This is a genomic window from Bacillus sp. FSL L8-0358 (genome assembly GCF_038593095.1).
In the GTDB taxonomy this organism is placed as follows: Bacteria; Bacillota; Bacilli; order Bacillales; family Bacillaceae; genus Bacillus; species Bacillus subtilis.
Genome location: NZ_CP151962.1, coordinates 3,833,732 through 3,853,353, shown reverse-complemented (window position 1 = coordinate 3,853,353; position 19,622 = coordinate 3,833,732). Strand labels below are relative to the sequence as shown.

Here is a 19,622-nt window from a genome sequence, read left to right as displayed (position 1 = left end):
TCTCCTTTAATGGTGGTGATGAAATGGTTTTCCTGAGAAAATATAAAACCCGAAGCAAACGAAATGGAATGTGATCACAATCGCGAGAATGGTTGTCCAGCGGTTGGACGGCAGCCATTTATATTTCTTATTCCACTTCTCGAAAAAGTTGTAACACGTCATCAGAACGGCATGATAGAGGCCGTAAATGATATATTGCGGCGCGAGCCCGTGCCAAACCCCCATCAGCATAAACAGCAGGAAATACCCGATGTTTGAGACGGCCATACGGTTTTTGATCCACTTTTTCTTAGTCATCCAAAATACGAATCTCATAAACACATAATCTCTGAACCAAAATGACAGAGACATATGCCAGCGATTCCAGAAATCTTTAATATTTTTACTGATAAATGGTTTATTAAAGTTTTCTGGTGATTTAATGCCCATAATGTAGCTGACCCCGACGGCAAACATCGTGTAGCCGGCGAAATCAAAGAATAAATACATGCTGTAGCCGTACATGTACAGCAGGTTCCCAAGAATCTTATTGTGCGTGATTGCGGGAAGATTCATGATGAAGTACGTATTGATCGCGTAGCCGATAATAAATTTATACAGGAAACCGATGAAGATTTTATGGATTCCCGTATACAGCAGGTCGGCGTATTCTTCTTTCGTCCAAGCCTTCTGTTCATCCTTGACGAACCGGCGGTATCTGTCGATCGGGCCGGAGGAAATCGTCGGGAAAAACAGGATGAAATACAGCAGGCGGTGCAATGGCAGCTGTTCTTTCAGCAGTCCGTCTCTTGCTTCCATAATCAGCTGAACGCCTTTAAAGGTTAAATATGAAATACCTAAAAAGCTGATCAGGTTATGCGGCGGATGATGCGGCTGCGGGTGTGAAAGAAACGGCCATATTTTTGACAGAAATAAAGGCAGAATAGACGCGATAACAGCTCCGCAAAAGACAAAGCCGCTGTTCGCTTTCTGCCGGTATGCCAGATAGCCGCTGATCAGGAGCACCTGCCATATTGTAAACAGGCACAGCGCGATGACCCCGTGTAAGTCGTGCGAAAAAATTAAAGCCAATATAATGATAGATATGAACATGTTGTATGCTTGAAATCTTTTTCCGTTTAAGCCGAGAATGATCGTCGGCAGAAGAAGAATGCCAAGCAGTATAAAGAATAAAAACGAGCTGTAAGGCGTCATACAAGAACCTCTTCGCCAATGCGTTTTCGGTCAATTTTGCCGTTAGCCGTCATTTGAATGTGATCCTGATAGATAAATTTTCTTGGGATCATATATGCCGGAAGAGAAGCGGCAAGCTCTTTTTTAATAGCGCTTGTCAGCTGGAATTCCTTCTCGAACTCATGCTCCTCAGGCACAATAGCAGCGATCAGGTACTCAACTGTTCCGTTTGGCTGATAAGGAATCACGACAGCAGAGCGAACGTACTGTGACTGTCTGACATGGAACTCGATTTCCTCCAGCTCCATTCGATAGCCGTGAAGTTTAATCTGAAAATCCAAACGTCCCTGGCAGAAAATCTGACCGTCTTGAATAAAGCCGGCATCGCCAGTTCGGTATGCCCACTGGCCTTCATGGGAGAAAAACGCTTTTTCCGTCAGCTCTGGCTCACCAAGGTAGCCTCGGCTTACACTCGGCCCTGCAATGACGATTTCTCCTTTTTCTCCATCAGGAAGCGGCTGTCCCTCTTCATCCATAATGAAAATATTCATATCTGGTTTGGCGAAGCCCACTGGAAGCGATTCGCTGCGGCTGATGACGTCATCCGTAATTTCAACCGATGTGACAGCCACTGTCGCTTCAGTCGGGCCGTACGTATTAAAAATCTTCGCTTTCGGAAAACGCTCAAGCAGCGCTTTTGCCACAGAAACCGGAAGAACCTCTCCGCAAAACATAAATGTGTCCGCATGAGGCAGCAGATCCTGTGAAAAACCCGGATCCATCAGGCACATTTGCACAAAGGAAGGCGTTGATGTCCACACATTCAGCCCGGACTTCTTCAGCTCTTCAAATAAGACTTTCGGCTTGTTCACAGCATCCTTTGTCACGCAATGTAAAGTCCCGCCTGATTGAAGGCACGGATATAGGTCCATGACAGACAAATCAAATGAGAACGGTGCTTGGTTTAAAAATATTTTTCCTCCGCTGACTGGAAAGTCTGCACAAATCCAGTCTGTGAAGCTTTGAAGGTTCGCAGCGGAAATCTGCACGCCTTTCGGATTTCCTGTGCTTCCGGAAGTGTAAATGATATAAAACGTTTCGTGTTCTTTGACCCATTGATCTTGGCTGACAGAGCTGCCTTCGTTTTCCAGCAGTTCTTCCGCAGAAACTGTCTGAATCTGCTGGCCGACTGCATCAATTGAGAGTCCTGTTGCATGGATCAGCAATTCTGCTCCAGAGCTTTCGATAATTTTCGCAATCCGTTCGGACGGAATGGACAGGTCAACCGGAATATAAGGATGTCCCGCTTTGACACTTCCCAAGAAGGAAACGATCATGTGCGGCTCCATGTGGCCGTACACAAGGATAGGAGATTTCTTTTCCCCAGAAATGCGTTTTTGGATCGCGGCAGCCGCGCGGTCAGACTGCTCCCATAATTCCTGATACGTGAGCGACTGGCCTTGAGAGCGGAAGGCATCGGTTTGCGGATAAGTTTCCGCATGTGTTTGAATAGCATGTAAAAGTTTCATAGTTATTCTCTCTCCAATTAGAAATCGTTATAAATATATGAACCGGTATTCGCGGTGTGAAAACCATACATAAAAAACAAAACAAGCAGTATCATCAAATAAAAGCCTGTATGACATGTCCACTTGACAGCGGGTTTTTCATACAGCTGTTTCATTAATTGCAGCATATCAAAAATTCCCTTCCCGTTTTTTCGACAATCACATGAGTATTTGACGATCAGATGCTCAAAAAGTTTCATTTTTTCCCTAATCTCCCTCAAATTAATATATCGGCGTATGTTTTTGAAAATGAATCTTTATACCTGCAAGGGCAAGAATGGAATGTTTCGAGCTGATTCATAATAAAGGAAAAGATACCTGGAGTCAAAAGATCTTTTTAACTTTTAAAAAGTGTAATGTACTTAAAAAAAATTTTCTGTACCTGTTCGATCAAGTGGAAGCAGAAACCTAATGAAATCGGGGCGGAAGCGTATAATAAGAAAGAAAACGCCTTCTTGCGGTATCTTGTGAAATAGGGGAGAAGTCATTATGATAGATAAGGAAGCAAAAAAAAGAGTTTTTAACAAGCTGCCGGCTGAAAAAAGTAAGCCTTTTAATAGAAAGGAAGAGGAAGATGAACCAAACAAATAAGGGTGAGGGTCAGACAGCGCCGCAAAAAGAAAGCATGGGGCAGATCCTTTGGCAGTTAACCCGTCCTCATACGTTAACCGCATCGTTTGTGCCTGTGCTGCTCGGAACCGTTTTGGCGATGTTTTATGTGAAGGTTGATCTGCTGCTGTTTTTGGCTATGCTGTTTTCTTGCCTATGGATCCAGATCGCGACGAACTTATTTAATGAATACTATGATTTTAAACGCGGGTTAGATACAGCAGAATCAGTCGGAATCGGAGGGGCAATTGTACGCCACGGAATGAAGCCTAAAACGATTTTGCAATTAGCTCTTGCCTCATACGGGATTGCCATTTTGCTCGGTGTCTATATTTGTGCGAGCAGCAGCTGGTGGCTCGCTTTGATCGGCCTCGTTGGCATGGCGATCGGCTACCTGTATACAGGCGGGCCGCTGCCGATCGCGTACACGCCGTTCGGTGAATTATTCTCAGGCATTTGCATGGGTTCGGTGTTTGTGCTGATTTCATTTTTCATTCAGACAGATATGATCAACACGCAAAGCATTTTGATTTCCATCCCGATTGCGATTCTTGTCGGCGCGATTAACCTGTCGAACAACATTCGTGATATTGAAGAGGACAAAAAAGGCGGCCGCAAAACATTGGCGATTTTGATGGGGCATAAGGGAGCTGTTACTCTGTTAGCTGCGTCGTTTGCTGTCGCTTATATCTGGGTTGTCGGCTTGGTTATTACCGGTGCCGCAAGCCCGTGGCTGTTTGTCGTCTTTTTGAGCGTGCCTAAGCCGGTTCAGGCAGTGAAGGGCTTCGTCCAGAAAGAAATGCCGATGAATATGATTGTCGCAATGAAATCAACAGCCCAAACAAATACATTTTTCGGATTCCTGCTCTCGATCGGATTATTGATCAGCTATTTCCGATAATAAAAAAGACCGCTCGTTTCGTGCGGTCTTTTTTTGTTACAATCGACCGCATTTTGTAAAAAAATTCATAGAACCTTGCAGTAGACAGGGACGTCTAGTACATGGACAGCGGATAAAGTTCCGTTAAAGGAGATGACGAAAATGGATTTATCTGTAACACATATGGACGATTTAAAAACAGTAATGGAAGATTGGAAAAATGAATTATTAGTTTATAAATTTGCGCTAGATGCGCTCGATACAAAGTTCTCAATTATCAGCCAGGAATATAACCTCATTCACGGACACAACCCGATTGAACATACAAAATCCCGTGTCAAAAGCTTTGAAAGCATCGTGAATAAGTTAATGAGAAAGGGCTGCGAAATTACGACGAAGGAAATGAAGGAGCATATTCACGACATTGCGGGTGTGCGCATCATCTGTTCCTTTATTTCTGACATTTATAATGTCGTGAATGTGTTGAAGCAGCATGAAGATTTGAGAATCGTAAAGGTAAAGGATTATATCCAGACACCCAAACCGAATGGCTATCGAAGCCTGCATTTAATCATTGAGATGCCTGTGAATTTAACGAACCGTGTGGAATACGTCAAAGCAGAAATTCAAATCCGGACAATCGCGATGGATTTCTGGGCGAGCCTTGAACATAAAATTTACTATAAATTGAACAATGACGTTCCAAAGCAATTAACAGATGAGCTGAAGGAAGCCGCGGAGATTGCCCATTATCTAGATGAGAAAATGCTGGGGATTAAGAAAGAAGTGGATTAAAAAAAGACGGCACCCAAGTGCCGTCTTTTTTTATTTGATATCTTCAAAAATGTCAGTTGCTTTGGCCTTCAGTTGTTTCTTAATGGTTTTTGGTTTCTTCTCTTTATTCACAGCCTCATAGACAGCGGCTGTCACAAGATCGCCTGCTTGCTGGAGGCGTTCTTTGCTGATATGTTCGATCGAGTCTTCGGGGGTATGATACCATGGCTCAACTTCTTCTGTTTCCGGGTCTCCCCAAATAAAGTTGGCGGAATCAATGCCGGCTTCGTGGAACGGCACATGATCAGATGATCCTCCCTGTGTCAGAGACAGGCTGTCAAACCCAATTTTTTCAGCAGCCGTATGGCTGGATTCCCAAACATAGTTAGATTGGCCGTCCAATGTGTTGACATACAGCTCAGACGCTTTTTCCCAGCTTGTGCCTACCATATCTAAGTTGAAGTTCACTTCGCTTCGTTTCAGCTCTTTTTCCGATAGATGATCTACATAGTGAGAGGAGCCGAGCAGGCCGAGCTCTTCGGCGCCGAAAGCGATAAAGCGGATTTCTTTATCAGATGGAACGCTTTTTAAGACACGCGCCATCTCCAGCATAACAGAGGTTCCTGAGCCGTTGTCATTTGCTCCGGGCGAAAAAGGAACACTGTCGTAATGGGCCGTCACGTACACAATGTCTGGATGTTTGATGTTCTTTGGTTTTTTGATTCCGATGATATTCTGGGAGGTTTGGTTTGTGAATGCTTTTAGTTTTAAGGTGGCTTCTTTGTGCTGGGTAAGCGCTTCGCCGTCTTCTTTCTTAATGCCGACGACCGGAATGCCGACTTTATTTCCCGACAGGTTTGGTGTCATAGGCACGAGGCTTTCTTTGTTGTTATAAATGATGACAGCTTTTGCTCCGGCGGCTTCGGCATTTTTGGCTTTCTCGTAATAAGTCAGGTCTCCTCTGGAAATTAAGGCGATTTTGCCCTTGGCGTCAGCGGTAAAGTCCTTTTGATAGCCCAATCCCGCATTGTAAAGCGGGGCCGTCAGCCCTTGTTCCTCAGTCGGAGCTGAACCGGACGCCGCTTGGAGAAGAATATCGCGTCCTGCTGAAGACAGTGTTCCCTCAAGCCGGTCAGGAATGTTGAATCGTTGAACCTTCACATCAAGCTTTAATTTTCTCATTGATGAGGCGATCAATAGGGCACTCTTTTTTTCAGCTGCAGTTCCAGCTATTCTGGGGCCGATTGCTTCACTTAGCTGAGAAATGGTAGAGTACGCATGCTTTGCTTTGAATGGAAGCTCGCGCTCGCTATTTGATATTTGTACAGCGTGCGCGGCAGGGGTGACACTCTGTGCCGGCAAGAGCAGTGTGCCGGCAGTTAAAACAGCCATCGTCATGACAGTCAAAAGCTTTTTCATCAAAAATAAACCTCCCCTAAATGTATGGTTGGGGAATATTTCGGGATGCTAAAGGAGTTTCCTGCAAGATGGAGAGCGTTTTTGAAAAGACAGTGCTTTATACCTGCAAAAAAACGCTTATGAATGAAGGGTCATAAGCGTTTCGGAATATCAAACTATTGGAGCTTTAAAAACTTGCGTTTGCCGACTTGGATGATCATATTCTCTCTTATCTCTGCTTTGGCGTGAACATCTGTTATTTTCTCTCCGTCGATGCGTACACCGCCGTTTTGAATCATGCGGCGCGCCTCGCTCTTCGAAGAGAGGAGCTCCAGCTTGACGAGCAGATCAATCATCGCTATCGTTTTCTCGCCTTTCCAGTTTACGGCCGGTATATCTTCCGGCAGGCTGTTTTCCTGAAAGACTGTTTTAAACGAGTGTTCGGCAGCTTCTGCTGCTTTCTCTCCGTGATACATTCGGACGATTGTTTTGGCTAAAAGCATTTTAGCATCACGCGGATGAACGGCGCCGGTTTCTAAGTCTTTTACGAGCTGTTTTTTCTCTTCAAGCTCTAAGTCTGTCGCCAAGTGGATGTATTTTTTCATCAGGCTGTCGGGCAGTGACATCGTTTTTCCGTACATGTCGTTTGGATGTTCGTTAATGCCAATGTAGTTGTGTTTCGACTTCGACATTTTCTCGACGCCATCCAAGCCTTCCAAGAGCGGCATAAGGATGACGACTTGTTTTTCTTTGTTGTATCGTTCTTGAAAATGCCGTCCCATGAGGACATTGAAATGCTGATCCGTTCCGCCTAATTCAATATCACTTTCGAGAACGACAGAATCATATCCCTGCATCAATGGGTAAAAGAATTCATGCAGTGAGATTGGTTTTTGCATGGCGATGCGTTCTTCAAAGTCGTCGCGCTCCATCAGGCGGGCTACCGTTATTTTCCCTGCTAATTCAATGACATCTTCCAGATTCAATGTTTTCAGCCATTTCGAGTTGTAGTGAAGCTCGACTTTTTCTGGATCAAGCACTTTTCCGAATTGCTCAAAGTAGGTTTTGGCATTGTGCTGAACTTCTTCATCAGTCAGTTGCTTTCTGGCTGCCGATTTTCCGGTCGGATCACCAATTTTTCCTGTGAAATCCCCAATTAACAGCTGGACAATGTGGCCGTTTTCTTGAAATTGGCGAAGCTTATTTAACACAACCGTATGGCCCAAATGTACATCCGGTGCAGACGGATCTAATCCGAGCTTAATTTTAAGCGGCGTGCCCGTGGAAATTGATTTCACGAGCTTTGCCTTTAATTCCTCCGGCGGTATGACTTCGTGGGCGCCTGTCATGTATAGCTGAAGCTGTCTTTCTACCTCTTTTTGCTGTGACGCTGTGAGCTGCTCAAATGTTCTCATCATTTTTCCTCCTTTTTTACAAACACAAAAAAGAGCCCATCCCAATAAGGGACGTGGCTCAATGCACGCGGTACCACCCTGGTTGAAGACATTGTCTTCCGCTCATTCAAATAACGGTTTCCCGTTCTTTGCTACTTTTAAGGTTCACAAAGAAAGCTCGGGGAGGTAATTCACGTTTGCTGTGTGCCGGCTCGCACCTTCCGCCGGCTCTCTGAAACAGGGAGACAAACCGCTACTGGATTCCCGTCAAAGCTTATGTTGTATGAAGATTGTCAGCTACCTTTCTAAGCAGCCCTGTCAATATTTTCTGTTCGTCCTTCGTCATTCCCGCAATGAGCTCTGTTTCCCCTTTGTGAAACTCCGGGTAGAGTTCTTCGATCGCTTGTTTGCCGGAATCGGTGATAGAGACAAACACGAGTCGCCGATCTCTTGTGTCGATGCTTTTACGGCAAAAATTCTTTTTTTCGAGCGTTTTGATCACGTTGCTTGCTGTAGCTGTTGAAATGCCTGACAGCTCAGCAATTTTTCTCGTTTCGAGCGCTCCCCATACCCATAGATCATAAAGAATGGAGAAAGCGGTCCAAGAAAGGTTATAGGAAGAAAGAACCTCAGTCTCCATTTTGACACGGAGCCTTTGTGCAGACCGATACAGATTCGTAGCGATCGAAATGGCTTCCAGGTTGAGTGACTCGACGGGCATTTGTTTGAGCTTAGAAAGTGTATCGTGTTCTTCCTTCCGAAGCTGCTGATGTTGATGTGAACGTTCCATTTTTTAGGCCTGCCTTAAATTATCAGAATCATTAGCTATGAAACGAATTGTAACAGAGTCTGATGTGAACTTCAAGCCCATATATCGGTTGAATAAAAAAAGCCCAAACAACGCCAAAATAAACAAAAACCCGCAAACGGGGGTGCAGTTTTGCAAAAATATGTTCAATCCGTCTATAAGCATGATCCGTTTCATCTGTTTTCGACAGAGCACGTAGTGACGTTAGCGATTATCGCCCTTTTGGCCATTCTGTTGTTTTTGTTCCAAGATGGGGTCAAGCAGCCGAGGGCCAGCCGGTTTTTGCGTTCTCTGTTTGTGTTTCTTTTGCTTGGTTCGCAAATCGGCTATCAAATATGGATGGTCGCCACGGGCAGGTGGTCGGTGCGCACTTCATTGCCTCTCCAGCTTAGTGACCTGTCGGTGTATTTGTCAGCTATTATGTTAGTGACAAAAAGCAGAAAGCTGTTTGTGTTTTTGTTTTTTGTCGGCATCGGCAGTTCGATTCAGGCTCTTGCCACTCCTGACCTTGGTATGTTTTCATTTCCGCATATCCGATATATCCTCTTTTTTATTTCTCACGGGTCTGTGTTTTTATCCTGTCTGCTGATGGCTGTGATTGGCACCTACAGAATGGGCCAGCGCTCGTTATGGGTGACAGTCCTGCTTGTTAATGTGTACGGCGTCTGTATTTTCCTGATTGATCGCTGGCTTGGCGCGAATTATATGTATTTGACGAAAAAACCGGGCGGATCCTCTCTCTTAGATGTTCTCGGGCCATGGCCGTGGTATATCGTCTCGGCTGAAGCCATCACAATCGCAAGCTTTTTCATTCTTTATTGGCTTTATCGCATCTTCAAAAAATGACACCTTTTTTGTTGTATCACACATTCTGTTTAAAAAAATGTCGGAGAACGTGTTTATTTTTTTGAAAAAGGGTATGTAACTTGTACAACAAAAAGGGAGATGAATACCATTGAGGAAAGATGAAATCATGCATATCGTATCATGCGCAGATGATAATTATGCTCGTCATTTAGGTGGGATGTTCGTTTCTTTATTGACTAACATGGATCAGGAGAGAGAGGCAAAATTATACGTCATTGATGGCGGAATTAAGCCTGATAACAAAAAAAGACTGGAAGAAACCACTTTGAAATTCGGAGTGCCGATTGAGTTTTTAGAAGTGGATACCAAAATGTATGAACATGCGGTAGAGAGCAGTCATATTACAAAAGCCGCGTATTACCGCATTTCGATTCCCGACTTAATTAAGGATGAAAGCATCAAACGAATGATTTACATCGATTGTGATGCGCTTGTCCTAGAGGATATTTCTAAGCTATGGGACTTAGACATTGCGCCATACACCGTAGCCGCTGTTGAGGATGCGGGGCAGCATGAACGCCTGAAAGAAATGAACGTCACTGATACAGGGAAGTATTTTAACTCAGGTATCATGATTATTGATTTTGAGTCTTGGAGAAAGCAAAACATCACAGAAAAAGTCATCAACTTTATCAATGAACACCCAGACGAAGACTTTCTTGTGCTGCATGACCAAGATGCACTGAATGCGATCTTGTATGATCAGTGGTATGAACTTCATCCGCGCTGGAACGCTCAAACCTATATCATGTTAAAGCTGAAAACCCCATCGACTCTGTTAGGGCGGAAGCAATATAATGAAACAAGAGAAAACCCGGCAATCGTGCACTTCTGCGGCGGAGAAAAGCCTTGGAACTCCAATACAAAACATCCGTATCGCGATGAGTATTTCCATTACATGTCCTATACGAAGTGGAATACGATTGGGAATCCGGCGATCAACCAATAATACAGATATAAAAAAACGCTTTTGAGATGATCAAAAGCGTTTTTTGTTTGTCTCAGCGTGCGACTGATCGTTGGTAGAACCGCTGAATATGCATGGCGATGTAGCACAATTCTTTTTCAGGAAACTCAAAGCCGTATTCCTTCTTCACAAAGGTGCCGATGCTTAGGGCACACAGGAAGGCATCCTTAAACTTCTCTTTAATGATGTCGATCATTTCTGCGTCCAGCTCGTAAATGGATTCGCCTGCTTTGATATGCTGAATGGCAAAGCGGAGATGGGTCACAAGCCGTTCATAAGAGATGGTATCTTCAACGATATTAATAGACAGTTGAATTTCGATAATCTCGATAATATCACGGATCATGGTTGTAATATCAAGCGTTTGTGTCATATCGCCGGCATTGTTTCTTGCTGTGTGGATATGCATGGCGATATTGCCGATTTCATCATCAGGAATGTGAATCCCCAGTTTATCTTTAATCAGTGTTCTGGCCCATAAGCCGATCTGGAACTCCTTTGGATAAAGGACTTTGATTTCATTCAGCAGCGGATTTTTGATAACCATCCCATTGCTCAGGCGTTCAATTGCAAAAGAAAGATGGTCTGAAAAAGCGACATGAATGCGCTCGTTGATTTTGATGTTCAGCTCTTTTTCGGCATGAGAGATAATTTGCTCAGAAATCTGAATGTGGTCTTCAGGCAATGTTTCTAAAATCTCTTCGAACTGCTTATAGTCAGGTGTATCTTTTCTGATAAAGGTTTTTTCTATTTTTGACGGATCGACAATGTCATTCTTCTTTTTGTTAAACGCAATTCCTGCACCCAAGAGAATCTTCTCTTCATTTTGATCCTTTACGACGATAGCATTATGATTTAAGATTCTTTTAATTTTCATAGCTTTTTTGTCCTTTCATCCCCCGTTTTATGAATGAAATCGAATAAATCCAGTTATTCTGTCTCTTCTTTAAACCCGAGAAACAATGTAGCTATAAAAGCAGAGACGGCTGCGATCAAGAAACCGATCATATAATGAACAAAATTCGCGGCGCCAAACGGCAGCACAATTGAAATCATCGGAATGCCTGTCAGCCCGTATGAATTTGCCACAACTTGTACCGCAACCACGTATGCTCCGCCAATAGCACCGCCGATGGCTGCTCCGATAAAGGGACGGATCAGTTTGAGATTTACCCCGAATACAATCGGCTCAACAATGCCTAAAAACGCGGTCAGAGAAGCGGGGAGCGCAATTTTCTTCAGGCTTGATTGTTTCGTTTTGAGGAATACCGCAAGCCCCGCTCCGCCTTGGGCCACATTCGCCATCGACCATATCGGCACTAAAAAGTTGACACCGACATGCGGATTAGCAAGCAGCGTTGCCTCAATTGCATAAAAGCTATGATGCAATCCAGATAGGACGATGGTAGAGTAGATGCCGCCGAAAAGGGCTCCGGCGGCAATGCCGGCGTGATCATAAATATAGACGATCGATTGTGTCATGATCTGGCCGATGATGGACGCGGCGGGATTCATCACAATCAGCGCGAGGCATCCTGTCACCATGACCGTAATAAAGGGAATGATCACGACATCAAGCGACTTCGGCACAATCGATTTTAATAGCTTCTCAATTTTGCTCATGACAAAAACGGAAAGAAGAATCGGTATCATGGAACCCTGATAGCCCATCATTGGGATATGAAGCCCCCATATGTCTAAAGAAGACGGGGTTTTGCTGCCGAGCATAGACGGGTCCAGCAGATCAGGATGCGTCAAAAGCCCTGCAATCACTGCCCCTAGGTATGGGTTGCTGCCAAATTGCCGTGCGGCACTGAAGCCAACTAAAATTGGCAGTAAAATAAAGGCTGTGCTGGACACGAGGTCGAGCATTTTAATCCATGGGCTGCCGGCAGCGAACCAATGAAACACCTTAATCATGCCGATCAGCCCCATGAGCAGGCCGCTTGCTGTTATTGCCGGAATAATCGGCACAAAAATATCGGACAGTGTTTTCGCAAAAGCTGCGGCAGGGTTCAGCTTCCGGCAGGCTTTTTTCTGGTGGACAGGCTCTTCTGAAGGCGCGGTCTCCCATACATGAACGACTTCTTTATATATTTTGTTGACGACGCCTGCTCCGAAGATAATCTGGAAAAGGCCATAGCGGAAAAAGGTGCCCTGCACACCTTGCAGATTCTCAATGGCATGTATATCAATTTTCGTCTCGTCCTTTACATCAAAACGAAGACGGGTCGTACAATGGCTGATGCTGATAATATTGTTTTTTCCTCCTGCGAGCAGCAGTAATTCTTTTGCAATCTCTTTATGCAAGCAATCAAAACCTCCTTTGCTGAAGAAAAGTCGGCTTGTTCATCGTATCAAATGAAAAGTTGACAATCAAAATGAAAAAAGTGAGAAATACCGGCTGAAAATGACAAAAATGCCCGCGTCGACGACGGAGCATGAGAATAGGGGTTGTCCAAGGCGCCGTTATGAGCCCAACACGAAAAGAAGAGTTAAAATGCCCTGCTTTTTAGGCACTAATACTCCCTTTGCATCATTGGGTCTTGCCTGCCTGCCCAGTCACAATCCCGCCATATGTGGTGATAACTGTAATAACGTTCATTTTATGCTGTTCATGGCTGTATAGCAATAGTATGAAAAGCCTGTACAATGGATGGGAAAAAGGTTGTGTGTGGTGTTCTTAGAATGTAAAAAAAACCTTTAAGACCTGGAATGCAAGTCTTAAAGGTTTTTGGTTACTTTTTCGGTTTGACGGCGTTCAGCCGTTTTTGCAGCTTTGTTTTTTCATTGGATGCTTTTAATTGATTCACTGCAGACTGAGCGGATGTCTTTGATTTCTTTGTTTTGTCTTTTTCCGCTTTCTTCACTTTTGCCTTGGCAGTTTCGACTTTTTTTGCTTCAGCCGCCGCCACCTTTTTCTTCACTTTGTCTAACCGTTTTTGCAATGCCGTTTTGTCCTTGCCTGCTTGAAGCTGATTGACGGCTGATTGTGCTTTTGCCGCATTTGCATCAGTTGATTTCTTTTCAGCCGCAGATACGGATTGCTGTGCCGTCTTCAAATTGGTGCTCTTCACTTTGTTAAGACGTTTCTGCAGGGACGTTTTTTCTGAACTTGCAGGCAGCTTGCCAATTGCTGATTGTGCGTTGTCCACATCTGTTTTCTTTTTGCTATTTTCCGCTTTCGCAACTTTGTCTTTCGCTTGCTTTGACGCGATGTAGCGTTTTACTTGGTCTAAGCGTTTTTGAAGGTTCTTTTTGTCTGTTCCGTTCGACAGCTTGTTGACGGTAGTTTGTGCTGTATCAACGGTTTGCTGTGTTTTATATTTTTCTGCCTTTGCGACTTTGTCTTTCGCATCTTTTACATTTCTGTATGACTGTACTTTATCCAGTCTTTTTTGCAGGGCAGTTTTGGCGTCGGAGCCCGGCAGCTGTCTAACGAGTTCTCGCGCTTTGTTGATATCGATTTGTGCTTTTGTTTGTTCCGCTTTTTTCACCGCTTGCTCTGCTGCCGCGTACGCTGAATCTGTTGCCTGTGCTTTATACTGGATTAAGCCGTAGCCAAATTGCTGATCGCGGCCTGCGGTACCAAGATCAACGATGTTTTCCCGCATTTCCTCGCGAAGCTGGACGTTTGTCTCGGCAGGATCACGCTGTTTTAACAAGGCAAACATGGCAGCGGCGTGCGGTGTCGCTTGGGATGTTCCGCTTCCCGTTGCATAATACTGGTTTAAGTAAGTGCTTGTGATGTTTGTCCCCGGCGCTGAAAATTCAACTTCATCTCCAGTTGTTGAAAAGGAGGCAAGCTGATTTTTTTCGTTTGTTGCTGAAACCGCAACGACACTGCTGTATGCCGCCGGATAATTCACTGGCTTGCCGTTTCCGTCGTTACCGCTTGCGGCAACAAGCAGAACGCCTTGTTCATATGCTTTGTTCACGGCGTCATGAAGTATTTTGCTGTCTGACGTCGTGCCAAGGCTCATATTGACGATGTCCATCCTGTTTGCGATCGACCAGTCAATTCCTTGGAGAAGGCTTTGAAGATCCCCCGAGCCGTTCTGATCAAGCGCTTTAACCGCGTATATTTGTGCTTCCGGTGCGATGCCGTCAATTCCGTAGCCGTTATGCTTGGCTCCGATAATCCCTGCGACATGTGTTCCGTGGCCGTTATCATCTTTGTAAGAAGAGGTATAACTGACAGCTGAATACCCGCCGGCAATCGACAGGTCATCGTGGGGGGAGATCCCGCTGTCAATGACGGCAATTTTGATATTTTTTCCTGTCAGTCCTGCCTTCCAAGCCTGTTTCACCTGAATGGGCTCAAGGTTCCATTGCTCAAAGTTGTCAGAGGTGTCAGTGCCGTCTGACAGCACTTTGAAATCCGTGCTGTCTGCTGCGGTAAATGATACGTTGTTTTCTACATACAAAATATCAGGATCCTGCTTTAATTCTTTTACTGTCTCCTGGTCTGCTGTGACCGCTACCGCGGGAAGATGCTTATACTGCTGTTCAACATCAGCATCACTGTCCAGGATGGTTTCCTTTCCGGCCTTGTTTTTATAAACCACAATAACCTCTTTCTCACTGTTGTTTTGCGCATGAGCGAGAGGGCCTATGGTGAGAAAACTGAAAAACAGAGTGACTGATACAACAAGTTTGCAAGACATGTTTTTCATGATTCATCTCCTTTTTCTATGATGTTTGATATATATATCGGAGAAAAAAAGAGAGATTGATAGTAAGAAGGAAAAAATTTTTCATGGGCAGGGTTGTTTAGCAAAATGCAGATTTTTTCCGCATGAAGAGGAAATTTTCCAAATGAATTTGTAAGCGTTTTCAAAATAAGATAAAGAAAACATTGCGGAGGTTGTTCACAAAGCAATGAGAAAAGGGGGCTTTTAAGATGAGCACATTCACTCGGGTGATGGAGGAAAAAATAATGCCTGTCGCCGGGAAAATTGCCGGGCAGCGGCATCTCAGCGCTTTGCGTGACGGAATTATCCTGACCATGCCGCTGATTATTATCGGGTCTGTCTTCTTGATTTTAACGAGCCTGCCGATTCCGGGGTATGCTGATTTCATGGCGAGTGTGTTTGGGAACGAGTGGGCCGATAAGCTCGGATATCCTGTTAACGCTTCGTTTGATATTATGGCGATGATTGCCGCTTTTGGGATCGCCTATCGGCTGGCAGAAAGCTATGGTGTCGATGCCCTTTCTGCCGGAGCGATTTCAATTGCCGCATTTCTGCTGGCAACGCCGTTTGAGGTGCCGTTTACACCGGGTGGCTCAACGGAACCCATCATGGTAGAGGGCGGAATCCCGATCACGCTGCTTGGCAGCAAGGGCCTATTTGTCGCCATGCTGATCGCCTTGTTTTCAACCGAAATCTATCGGTACATTATTCAAAAAAATATCGTCTTCAAAATGCCAGACGGTGTGCCGCCTGCGGTAAGCAAATCGTTTGTCGCGCTGATTCCCGGCTTTATCATTGTGTTTCTCGTGTGGCTGGCGCGCCTTCTGATTGAAATGACACCTTTTCAGAGTCTGCACAATGTCGTAGGAGACCTGCTTGGCACACCGCTTTCCATCCTTGGCGGCAGTCTCGGCGGAAGCCTGATCGCTGAATTTGTGCAGATGCTGCTTTGGTCGTGCGGGATTCACGGGGCTTCCATCATTGGCGGAATCATGGCGCCGATTTGGTATGGCGCGATGGATGCCAACCGTCTTGCCTTCCAAGCGGGCGAGGCGCTGCCGAGTATTTTTACGACTCAGTTCTTTCAAATTTGGATCAATGTCGGCGGGAGCGGGGCGACGCTGGCGCTTGTCCTGACGATGCTTGTGCGCTCCCGGAGCAAACAAATGAAGCAGCTTGGACGATTAGGAATCGGCCCTGCGCTATTTAATATCAACGAGCCGATCATTTTCGGCATGCCGATTGTCATGAATCCGCTCCTTATTGTCCCATTTATCATCGCACCGCTCCTCACGATTACCGCGACTTATATCGGCATGAGCACCGGGCTGGTGGCAAGACCGGCCGGAATCGCGGTGCCATGGACGATGCCGCCGCTCATATCAGGTTACCTGGCGACAGGCGGAAAGGTGTCGGGCGCCGTTATGCAGCTGGTGAATCTGCTGATCACCTGTGCCATCTACTATCCGTTTTTCAGAATATGGGATCATCAAAAATGGCGGGAAGAGAGTGCGGTTGAATCTGGTGATAAAAATGTGATGTGATAGATGATCAGCCTGTCATAGGCTGATCATCTTCTTTCAAATGAAAGGGAATGTTAGAATATGTAAAGGAGGTGCGCATGCTAGATTATATATGGTTAGATGACGAATCACCGATCTTACAACAAGTACCAGTTGAATACTCATCTACCGCTATTATCTTTTCTCCTTTTATCCAAATGCCTGAAGGATGGGAGAAAGGAAAAAGAAAAAATGATTATGAGCATATTTATCCAAACGATGATGAAATAAGAGGAAAAGGCAAGGCTGTTTCCTGGAAGAAGGTTATGTCTTCTTGCGGCTTTCAAACACATGCTGAGCTGGCGCTGGCTTTAATGACGTCGATAGGCGCTGTAAGGGACGAGTGCGCAAGAGAGGATTTGGCTGAGGTGTTACATGAAAACATAAATGGAGACCTCTATTATCCCAGTGAGGATCCTATTTCAAATTTTCATATTCCGAGTTTGGTAAAGGTGTTAGGTGTGAACGGATCCAATCGGTTTTATTACGCAGAACCGATTGTGGAAAACCGCGGCGTTTTGGACATAACTGAGGCCAACTTGCGGACGGTTCTTGATGAAGCCGCAGCAGAGCTCGTTTTGACTGATGAGAAAATGGACTTTGTGTTTATGAGTGTATATGACTCATTCATTAATGTCTTTTTAGCCAAAGATGAAAACATCCATGAATTGGTTGAACGTATGGGCTGGGAAGCTATGATTTGCGATGAGTCAACGTATATCAGTTGGTATAGATAAAAAAAGAACGTACATCACAAAATGTACGTTCAGCGTATCGACAAACCCTCGCATTCGTTGTCAGGCCTGCGCGTCGGTGCTCACGAATTAGAACATTCGCTGTGCTCCGATGCTCGTCCTTCCTAGACTTCAAGGGTTTTCAATCACGCTGAATAGATGACAAAATCATAAAATGAAAACCATTTTATGATTTTATCAACAATCTAAACGTACATCACAAAATGTACGTTCTTTATTTTTATCGCTGAAAGAACTCAATCCACTCACCGTCAGGACCTTCGATATAGAAATAACGGTATCCGTTTGGAAGTGTTGTGATCTCCTCGTCAATAAATTTCGCGTTCATTCTTTCCGCTTTTGTATATTCAGCCGCGATGTCATCCGTCAGCAGGGCAATGTGGTGCACTTTTCCTTCAGCGGGAAGCTCACTGCTGTAGCCTTGAATCAGTTCAATTTCTGTTTCCGGGCCGTCTTCAAAGCCGAGAAAAGCAAGCTCGATTACACCGTTCGTGTGTGTGATGCGATCCTTCAATTTCATGCCGAGTACCTCTTCATAAAATGTGATGGACGCGTTAATATCTCTTACCATGATGCCTGTATGGTCAATTCGTTTTGGCATGCTGCTCCTCCTCGTAACTCTTTTTGTCTATCGTAGAAAAACCTTTCCTTTCTGTCAATGCAGACATCTTGGTGTTTTGTGGTACGATAAGAGAAAGCAAACGGAAAGAGGACGACATATATGAAGCTACTGACCCTAAAAAAAGCACATGCTGCCAAAATAAAAAAGGGCTATCCCCTTATTGAAAAAGAAGCTCTCGCAGGGAGTGCGGGGCACATGAAAGAAGGAGACCTCGTTGATATCGTGTCTGAGAGCGGCGAGTTTCTCGCGCGGGGCTATTATGGCCTGCAAAACAAAGGGGTCGGCTGGACGCTTACCCGCAATAAACATGAACAGGTTGACCAGGCATTTTTTCTCACCAAATTAACAAAAGCGGCCCAAGCGCGCGCCAAACTATTTGAGGCTCAAGATACAACAGCTTTCCGCCTGTTCAACGGTGAGGGCGACGGTGTCGGCGGCGTCACCATCGACTATTATGACGGCTACCTGCTGATTCAATGGTACAGCAAGGGGATTTACACCTTTAAAGACATGCTGATTTCCGCATTGGATGAGATGGATCTTGACTATAAAGCGATTTACGAGAAGAAACGCTTCGACACAGCTGGACAATACGTTGAAGATGATGACTTCGTGAAAGGGAGAAGGGGCGAGTTCCCGATCATCATCCAGGAGAATGGCATTCAATACGCGGTGGATCTGAATGAAGGCGCCATGACGGGCATCTTTTTGGATCAGAGACATGTGCGCAAGGCGATCAGAGACCGCTATGCAAAAGGGAAAACCGTTTTAAATACGTTTTCTTATACGGGTGCATTCTCCGTGGCAGCGGCGCTTGGCGGAGCAGAGAAAACAACAAGCGTCGACGTGGCAAACCGAAGCCTGGCCAAAACGATCGAGCAATTCAGCGTGAACAAACTGGATTACGAAGCGCACGACATTAAAGTGATGGACGTGTTTAACTATTTTTCATATGCTGCAAAAAAGGATTTGCGCTTTGATCTGATTATTCTCGATCCGCCTTCCTTTGCGCGCACAAAAAAACGCACCTTCAGCGCGGCCAAGGATTATAAAAACCTGCTGAAGGAAACGATTGCCATCACTGCTGACAAGGGTGTCATTGTTGCCTCTACAAACAGCAGCGCCTTTGGCATGAAGAAATTCAAAGGCTTTATCGATGCCGCATTTAAAGAAACAAACGAACGCTACACCATCATTGAGGAATTTACGCTGCCGGAGGATTTCAAAACGATTTCGGCATTTCCGGAAGGCAACTACTTGAAAGTGGTCCTTCTGCAGAAAAAATAATGAAAAAGCTGCCCTGTTCAGGGGCAGCTTTTTTTATGTAGAAATGATCTGCTGGACGCGGCCGATGCGGCCATCTTCAAGACGGACTTTAATGCCATGCGGATGAAAGCTTGATTTCGTCAAAATATCCTTCACTGTCCCTCTCGTCAGTTTTCCTGTTTTTTGATCTGCTTTCAATACAATATCAACTTGCAACCCTTTCGAAATGCTGTTTCGCTCTTGCCCGTTCATAACGCACATCCTTTCTTTTGTTCATTATAGTCA

General features: G+C 45.0%; 19 protein-coding genes and 1 other annotated feature. Of the genes, 8 read left to right on the top strand and 11 right to left on the bottom strand.

Features of this window, described 5'->3' with window-relative positions; all coding sequences use genetic code 11:
- Nucleotides 1–6: 6 nt before the first annotated feature.
- From dltB to NYE49_RS19765, 3 genes are read right to left on the bottom strand one after another with little or no spacing between them, the layout of a single operon-like run.
- A complete protein-coding gene (gene dltB, locus NYE49_RS19775) occupies nucleotides 7–1,194 on the bottom strand; it encodes a D-alanyl-lipoteichoic acid biosynthesis protein DltB (protein ID WP_003227327.1) in 1,188 nt (395 codons plus the stop codon).
- Nucleotides 1,191–2,702 carry a D-alanine--poly(phosphoribitol) ligase subunit DltA gene (gene dltA / locus NYE49_RS19770; protein ID WP_047183394.1) on the bottom strand — a complete coding sequence of 504 codons (1,512 nt, stop codon included), beginning with the start codon at nucleotides 2,700–2,702 and terminating at the stop codon, nucleotides 1,191–1,193. Before dltA ends, dltB begins: the two co-directional genes overlap by 4 nt.
- A 17-nt stretch (nucleotides 2,703–2,719) precedes the next feature.
- Nucleotides 2,720–2,869, bottom strand: a complete 150-nt coding sequence (locus NYE49_RS19765) for a teichoic acid D-Ala incorporation-associated protein DltX (RefSeq protein ID WP_003227330.1) — start codon at nucleotides 2,867–2,869, stop codon at nucleotides 2,720–2,722.
- A 149-nt stretch (nucleotides 2,870–3,018) separates the two neighbouring features.
- Between NYE49_RS19765 and NYE49_RS19760 the strand changes: the two genes are divergently transcribed.
- The 3 genes from NYE49_RS19760 to ywaC all read left to right on the top strand — a co-directional run bounded on the left by NYE49_RS19760 (nucleotide 3,019) and on the right by ywaC (nucleotide 5,025).
- Nucleotides 3,019–3,153, top strand: a complete 135-nt coding sequence (locus NYE49_RS19760) for a hypothetical protein (RefSeq protein WP_047183393.1) — start codon at nucleotides 3,019–3,021, stop codon at nucleotides 3,151–3,153.
- Between the two features lie 162 nt (nucleotides 3,154–3,315).
- Nucleotides 3,316–4,251: a 1,4-dihydroxy-2-naphthoate polyprenyltransferase gene (locus NYE49_RS19755; protein ID WP_015250916.1), complete on the top strand. Its 936-nt coding sequence runs from the start codon at nucleotides 3,316–3,318 to the stop codon at nucleotides 4,249–4,251.
- A 141-nt stretch (nucleotides 4,252–4,392) separates the two neighbouring features.
- A complete protein-coding gene (gene ywaC / locus NYE49_RS19750; protein ID WP_003244564.1) occupies nucleotides 4,393–5,025 on the top strand; it encodes a GTP pyrophosphokinase YwaC in 633 nt (210 codons plus the stop codon).
- A 30-nt stretch (nucleotides 5,026–5,055) separates the two neighbouring features.
- On the opposite strand, the gene ywaD is transcribed toward ywaC, so the two are convergent.
- The 3 genes from ywaD to ywaE all read right to left on the bottom strand — a co-directional run bounded on the left by ywaD (nucleotide 5,056) and on the right by ywaE (nucleotide 8,586).
- Nucleotides 5,056–6,423, bottom strand: a complete 1,368-nt coding sequence (ywaD, locus tag NYE49_RS19745) for an aminopeptidase YwaD (protein WP_047183392.1) — start codon at nucleotides 6,421–6,423, stop codon at nucleotides 5,056–5,058.
- Nucleotides 6,424–6,578: 155 nt separating this feature from the next.
- On the bottom strand, nucleotides 6,579–7,820 hold the full coding sequence (gene tyrS / locus NYE49_RS19740) for a tyrosine--tRNA ligase (protein ID WP_080344239.1): 1,242 nt from the start codon (nucleotides 7,818–7,820) through the stop codon (nucleotides 6,579–6,581).
- A 41-nt stretch (nucleotides 7,821–7,861) separates the two neighbouring features.
- Nucleotides 7,862–8,076 (bottom strand) — a binding site (T-box leader).
- Nucleotides 8,071–8,586: a tyrZ transcriptional regulator YwaE gene (gene ywaE, locus NYE49_RS19735; protein WP_019712840.1), complete on the bottom strand. Its 516-nt coding sequence runs from the start codon at nucleotides 8,584–8,586 to the stop codon at nucleotides 8,071–8,073. It overlaps the preceding feature by 6 nt.
- Nucleotides 8,587–8,736: 150 nt before the next feature.
- Between ywaE and NYE49_RS19730 the strand changes: the two genes are divergently transcribed.
- Entirely contained in the window at nucleotides 8,737–9,450 is a 714-nt protein-coding gene (locus NYE49_RS19730) for a TIGR02206 family membrane protein (RefSeq protein WP_015483879.1), read from the top strand.
- A 109-nt stretch (nucleotides 9,451–9,559) separates the two neighbouring features.
- Complete coding sequence (locus NYE49_RS19725; RefSeq protein ID WP_047183390.1) at nucleotides 9,560–10,420, top strand: glycosyltransferase family 8 protein; 861 nt, start codon at nucleotides 9,560–9,562, stop codon at nucleotides 10,418–10,420.
- A 52-nt stretch (nucleotides 10,421–10,472) separates the two neighbouring features.
- On the opposite strand, the gene sacY is transcribed toward NYE49_RS19725, so the two are convergent.
- The 3 genes from sacY to epr form a co-directional block, all read right to left on the bottom strand.
- Nucleotides 10,473–11,315 carry a transcription antiterminator SacY gene (gene sacY, locus NYE49_RS19720; RefSeq protein WP_003227349.1) on the bottom strand — a complete coding sequence of 281 codons (843 nt, stop codon included), beginning with the start codon at nucleotides 11,313–11,315 and terminating at the stop codon, nucleotides 10,473–10,475.
- Nucleotides 11,316–11,368: 53 nt separating this feature from the next.
- Nucleotides 11,369–12,748: a SacY negative regulator SacX gene (gene sacX / locus NYE49_RS19715; protein ID WP_100505965.1), complete on the bottom strand. Its 1,380-nt coding sequence runs from the start codon at nucleotides 12,746–12,748 to the stop codon at nucleotides 11,369–11,371.
- A 428-nt stretch (nucleotides 12,749–13,176) separates the two neighbouring features.
- Nucleotides 13,177–15,114 (bottom strand): minor protease Epr, encoded by a 1,938-nt coding sequence (gene epr, locus NYE49_RS19710; protein ID WP_047183388.1) that lies wholly within the window; start codon nucleotides 15,112–15,114, stop codon nucleotides 13,177–13,179.
- A gap of 227 nt (nucleotides 15,115–15,341) precedes the next feature.
- Here epr and celB point away from each other — a divergent pair, with 227 nt between their 5' ends.
- Both celB and NYE49_RS19700 read left to right on the top strand, forming a co-directional pair.
- A complete protein-coding gene (gene celB, locus NYE49_RS19705) occupies nucleotides 15,342–16,676 on the top strand; it encodes a PTS cellobiose transporter subunit IIC (protein ID WP_047183387.1) in 1,335 nt (444 codons plus the stop codon).
- Nucleotides 16,677–16,753: 77 nt separating this feature from the next.
- Nucleotides 16,754–17,431, top strand: coding sequence for a DUF2711 domain-containing protein (locus tag NYE49_RS19700; protein ID WP_047183386.1), 678 nt, complete (start codon nucleotides 16,754–16,756; stop codon nucleotides 17,429–17,431).
- A gap of 238 nt (nucleotides 17,432–17,669) precedes the next feature.
- Here NYE49_RS19700 and glxA read toward each other — a convergent pair whose 3' ends face one another.
- Nucleotides 17,670–18,050, bottom strand: a complete 381-nt coding sequence (gene glxA, locus NYE49_RS19695; RefSeq protein WP_015385006.1) for a glyoxalase GlxA — start codon at nucleotides 18,048–18,050, stop codon at nucleotides 17,670–17,672.
- Nucleotides 18,051–18,170: 120 nt separating this feature from the next.
- Here glxA and NYE49_RS19690 point away from each other — a divergent pair, with 120 nt between their 5' ends.
- Complete coding sequence (locus NYE49_RS19690; RefSeq protein ID WP_015385005.1) at nucleotides 18,171–19,358, top strand: class I SAM-dependent rRNA methyltransferase; 1,188 nt, start codon at nucleotides 18,171–18,173, stop codon at nucleotides 19,356–19,358.
- A gap of 33 nt (nucleotides 19,359–19,391) precedes the next feature.
- Here the strand turns inward: NYE49_RS19690 and NYE49_RS19685 are convergent, their stop codons facing one another.
- A complete protein-coding gene (locus tag NYE49_RS19685; protein WP_015385004.1) occupies nucleotides 19,392–19,589 on the bottom strand; it encodes a YwbE family protein in 198 nt (65 codons plus the stop codon).
- Between the last annotated feature and the right edge of the window lie 33 nt (nucleotides 19,590–19,622).

Coding starts and splice junctions, on each gene's coding strand:
- glxA (WP_015385006.1), bottom strand. CDS start 18,050: ATGCCAAAACGAATTGACCATACAGGCATCATGGTAAGAGATATTAAC.
- NYE49_RS19755 (WP_015250916.1), top strand. CDS start 3,316: ATGAACCAAACAAATAAGGGTGAGGGTCAGACAGCGCCGCAAAAAGAA.
- NYE49_RS19700 (WP_047183386.1), top strand. CDS start 16,754: ATGCTAGATTATATATGGTTAGATGACGAATCACCGATCTTACAACAA.
- NYE49_RS19685 (WP_015385004.1), bottom strand. CDS start 19,589: ATGAACGGGCAAGAGCGAAACAGCATTTCGAAAGGGTTGCAAGTTGAT.
- ywaC (WP_003244564.1), top strand. CDS start 4,393: ATGGATTTATCTGTAACACATATGGACGATTTAAAAACAGTAATGGAA.
- NYE49_RS19765 (WP_003227330.1), bottom strand. CDS start 2,869: ATGCTGCAATTAATGAAACAGCTGTATGAAAAACCCGCTGTCAAGTGG.
- tyrS (WP_080344239.1), bottom strand. CDS start 7,820: ATGATGAGAACATTTGAGCAGCTCACAGCGTCACAGCAAAAAGAGGTA.
- ywaD (WP_047183392.1), bottom strand. CDS start 6,423: ATGAAAAAGCTTTTGACTGTCATGACGATGGCTGTTTTAACTGCCGGC.
- NYE49_RS19690 (WP_015385005.1), top strand. CDS start 18,171: ATGAAGCTACTGACCCTAAAAAAAGCACATGCTGCCAAAATAAAAAAG.
- epr (WP_047183388.1), bottom strand. CDS start 15,114: ATGAAAAACATGTCTTGCAAACTTGTTGTATCAGTCACTCTGTTTTTC.
- ywaE (WP_019712840.1), bottom strand. CDS start 8,586: ATGGAACGTTCACATCAACATCAGCAGCTTCGGAAGGAAGAACACGAT.
- NYE49_RS19760 (WP_047183393.1), top strand. CDS start 3,019: ATGGAATGTTTCGAGCTGATTCATAATAAAGGAAAAGATACCTGGAGT.
- sacY (WP_003227349.1), bottom strand. CDS start 11,315: ATGAAAATTAAAAGAATCTTAAATCATAATGCTATCGTCGTAAAGGAT.
- dltB (WP_003227327.1), bottom strand. CDS start 1,194: ATGACGCCTTACAGCTCGTTTTTATTCTTTATACTGCTTGGCATTCTT.
- dltA (WP_047183394.1), bottom strand. CDS start 2,702: ATGAAACTTTTACATGCTATTCAAACACATGCGGAAACTTATCCGCAA.
- celB (WP_047183387.1), top strand. CDS start 15,342: ATGAGCACATTCACTCGGGTGATGGAGGAAAAAATAATGCCTGTCGCC.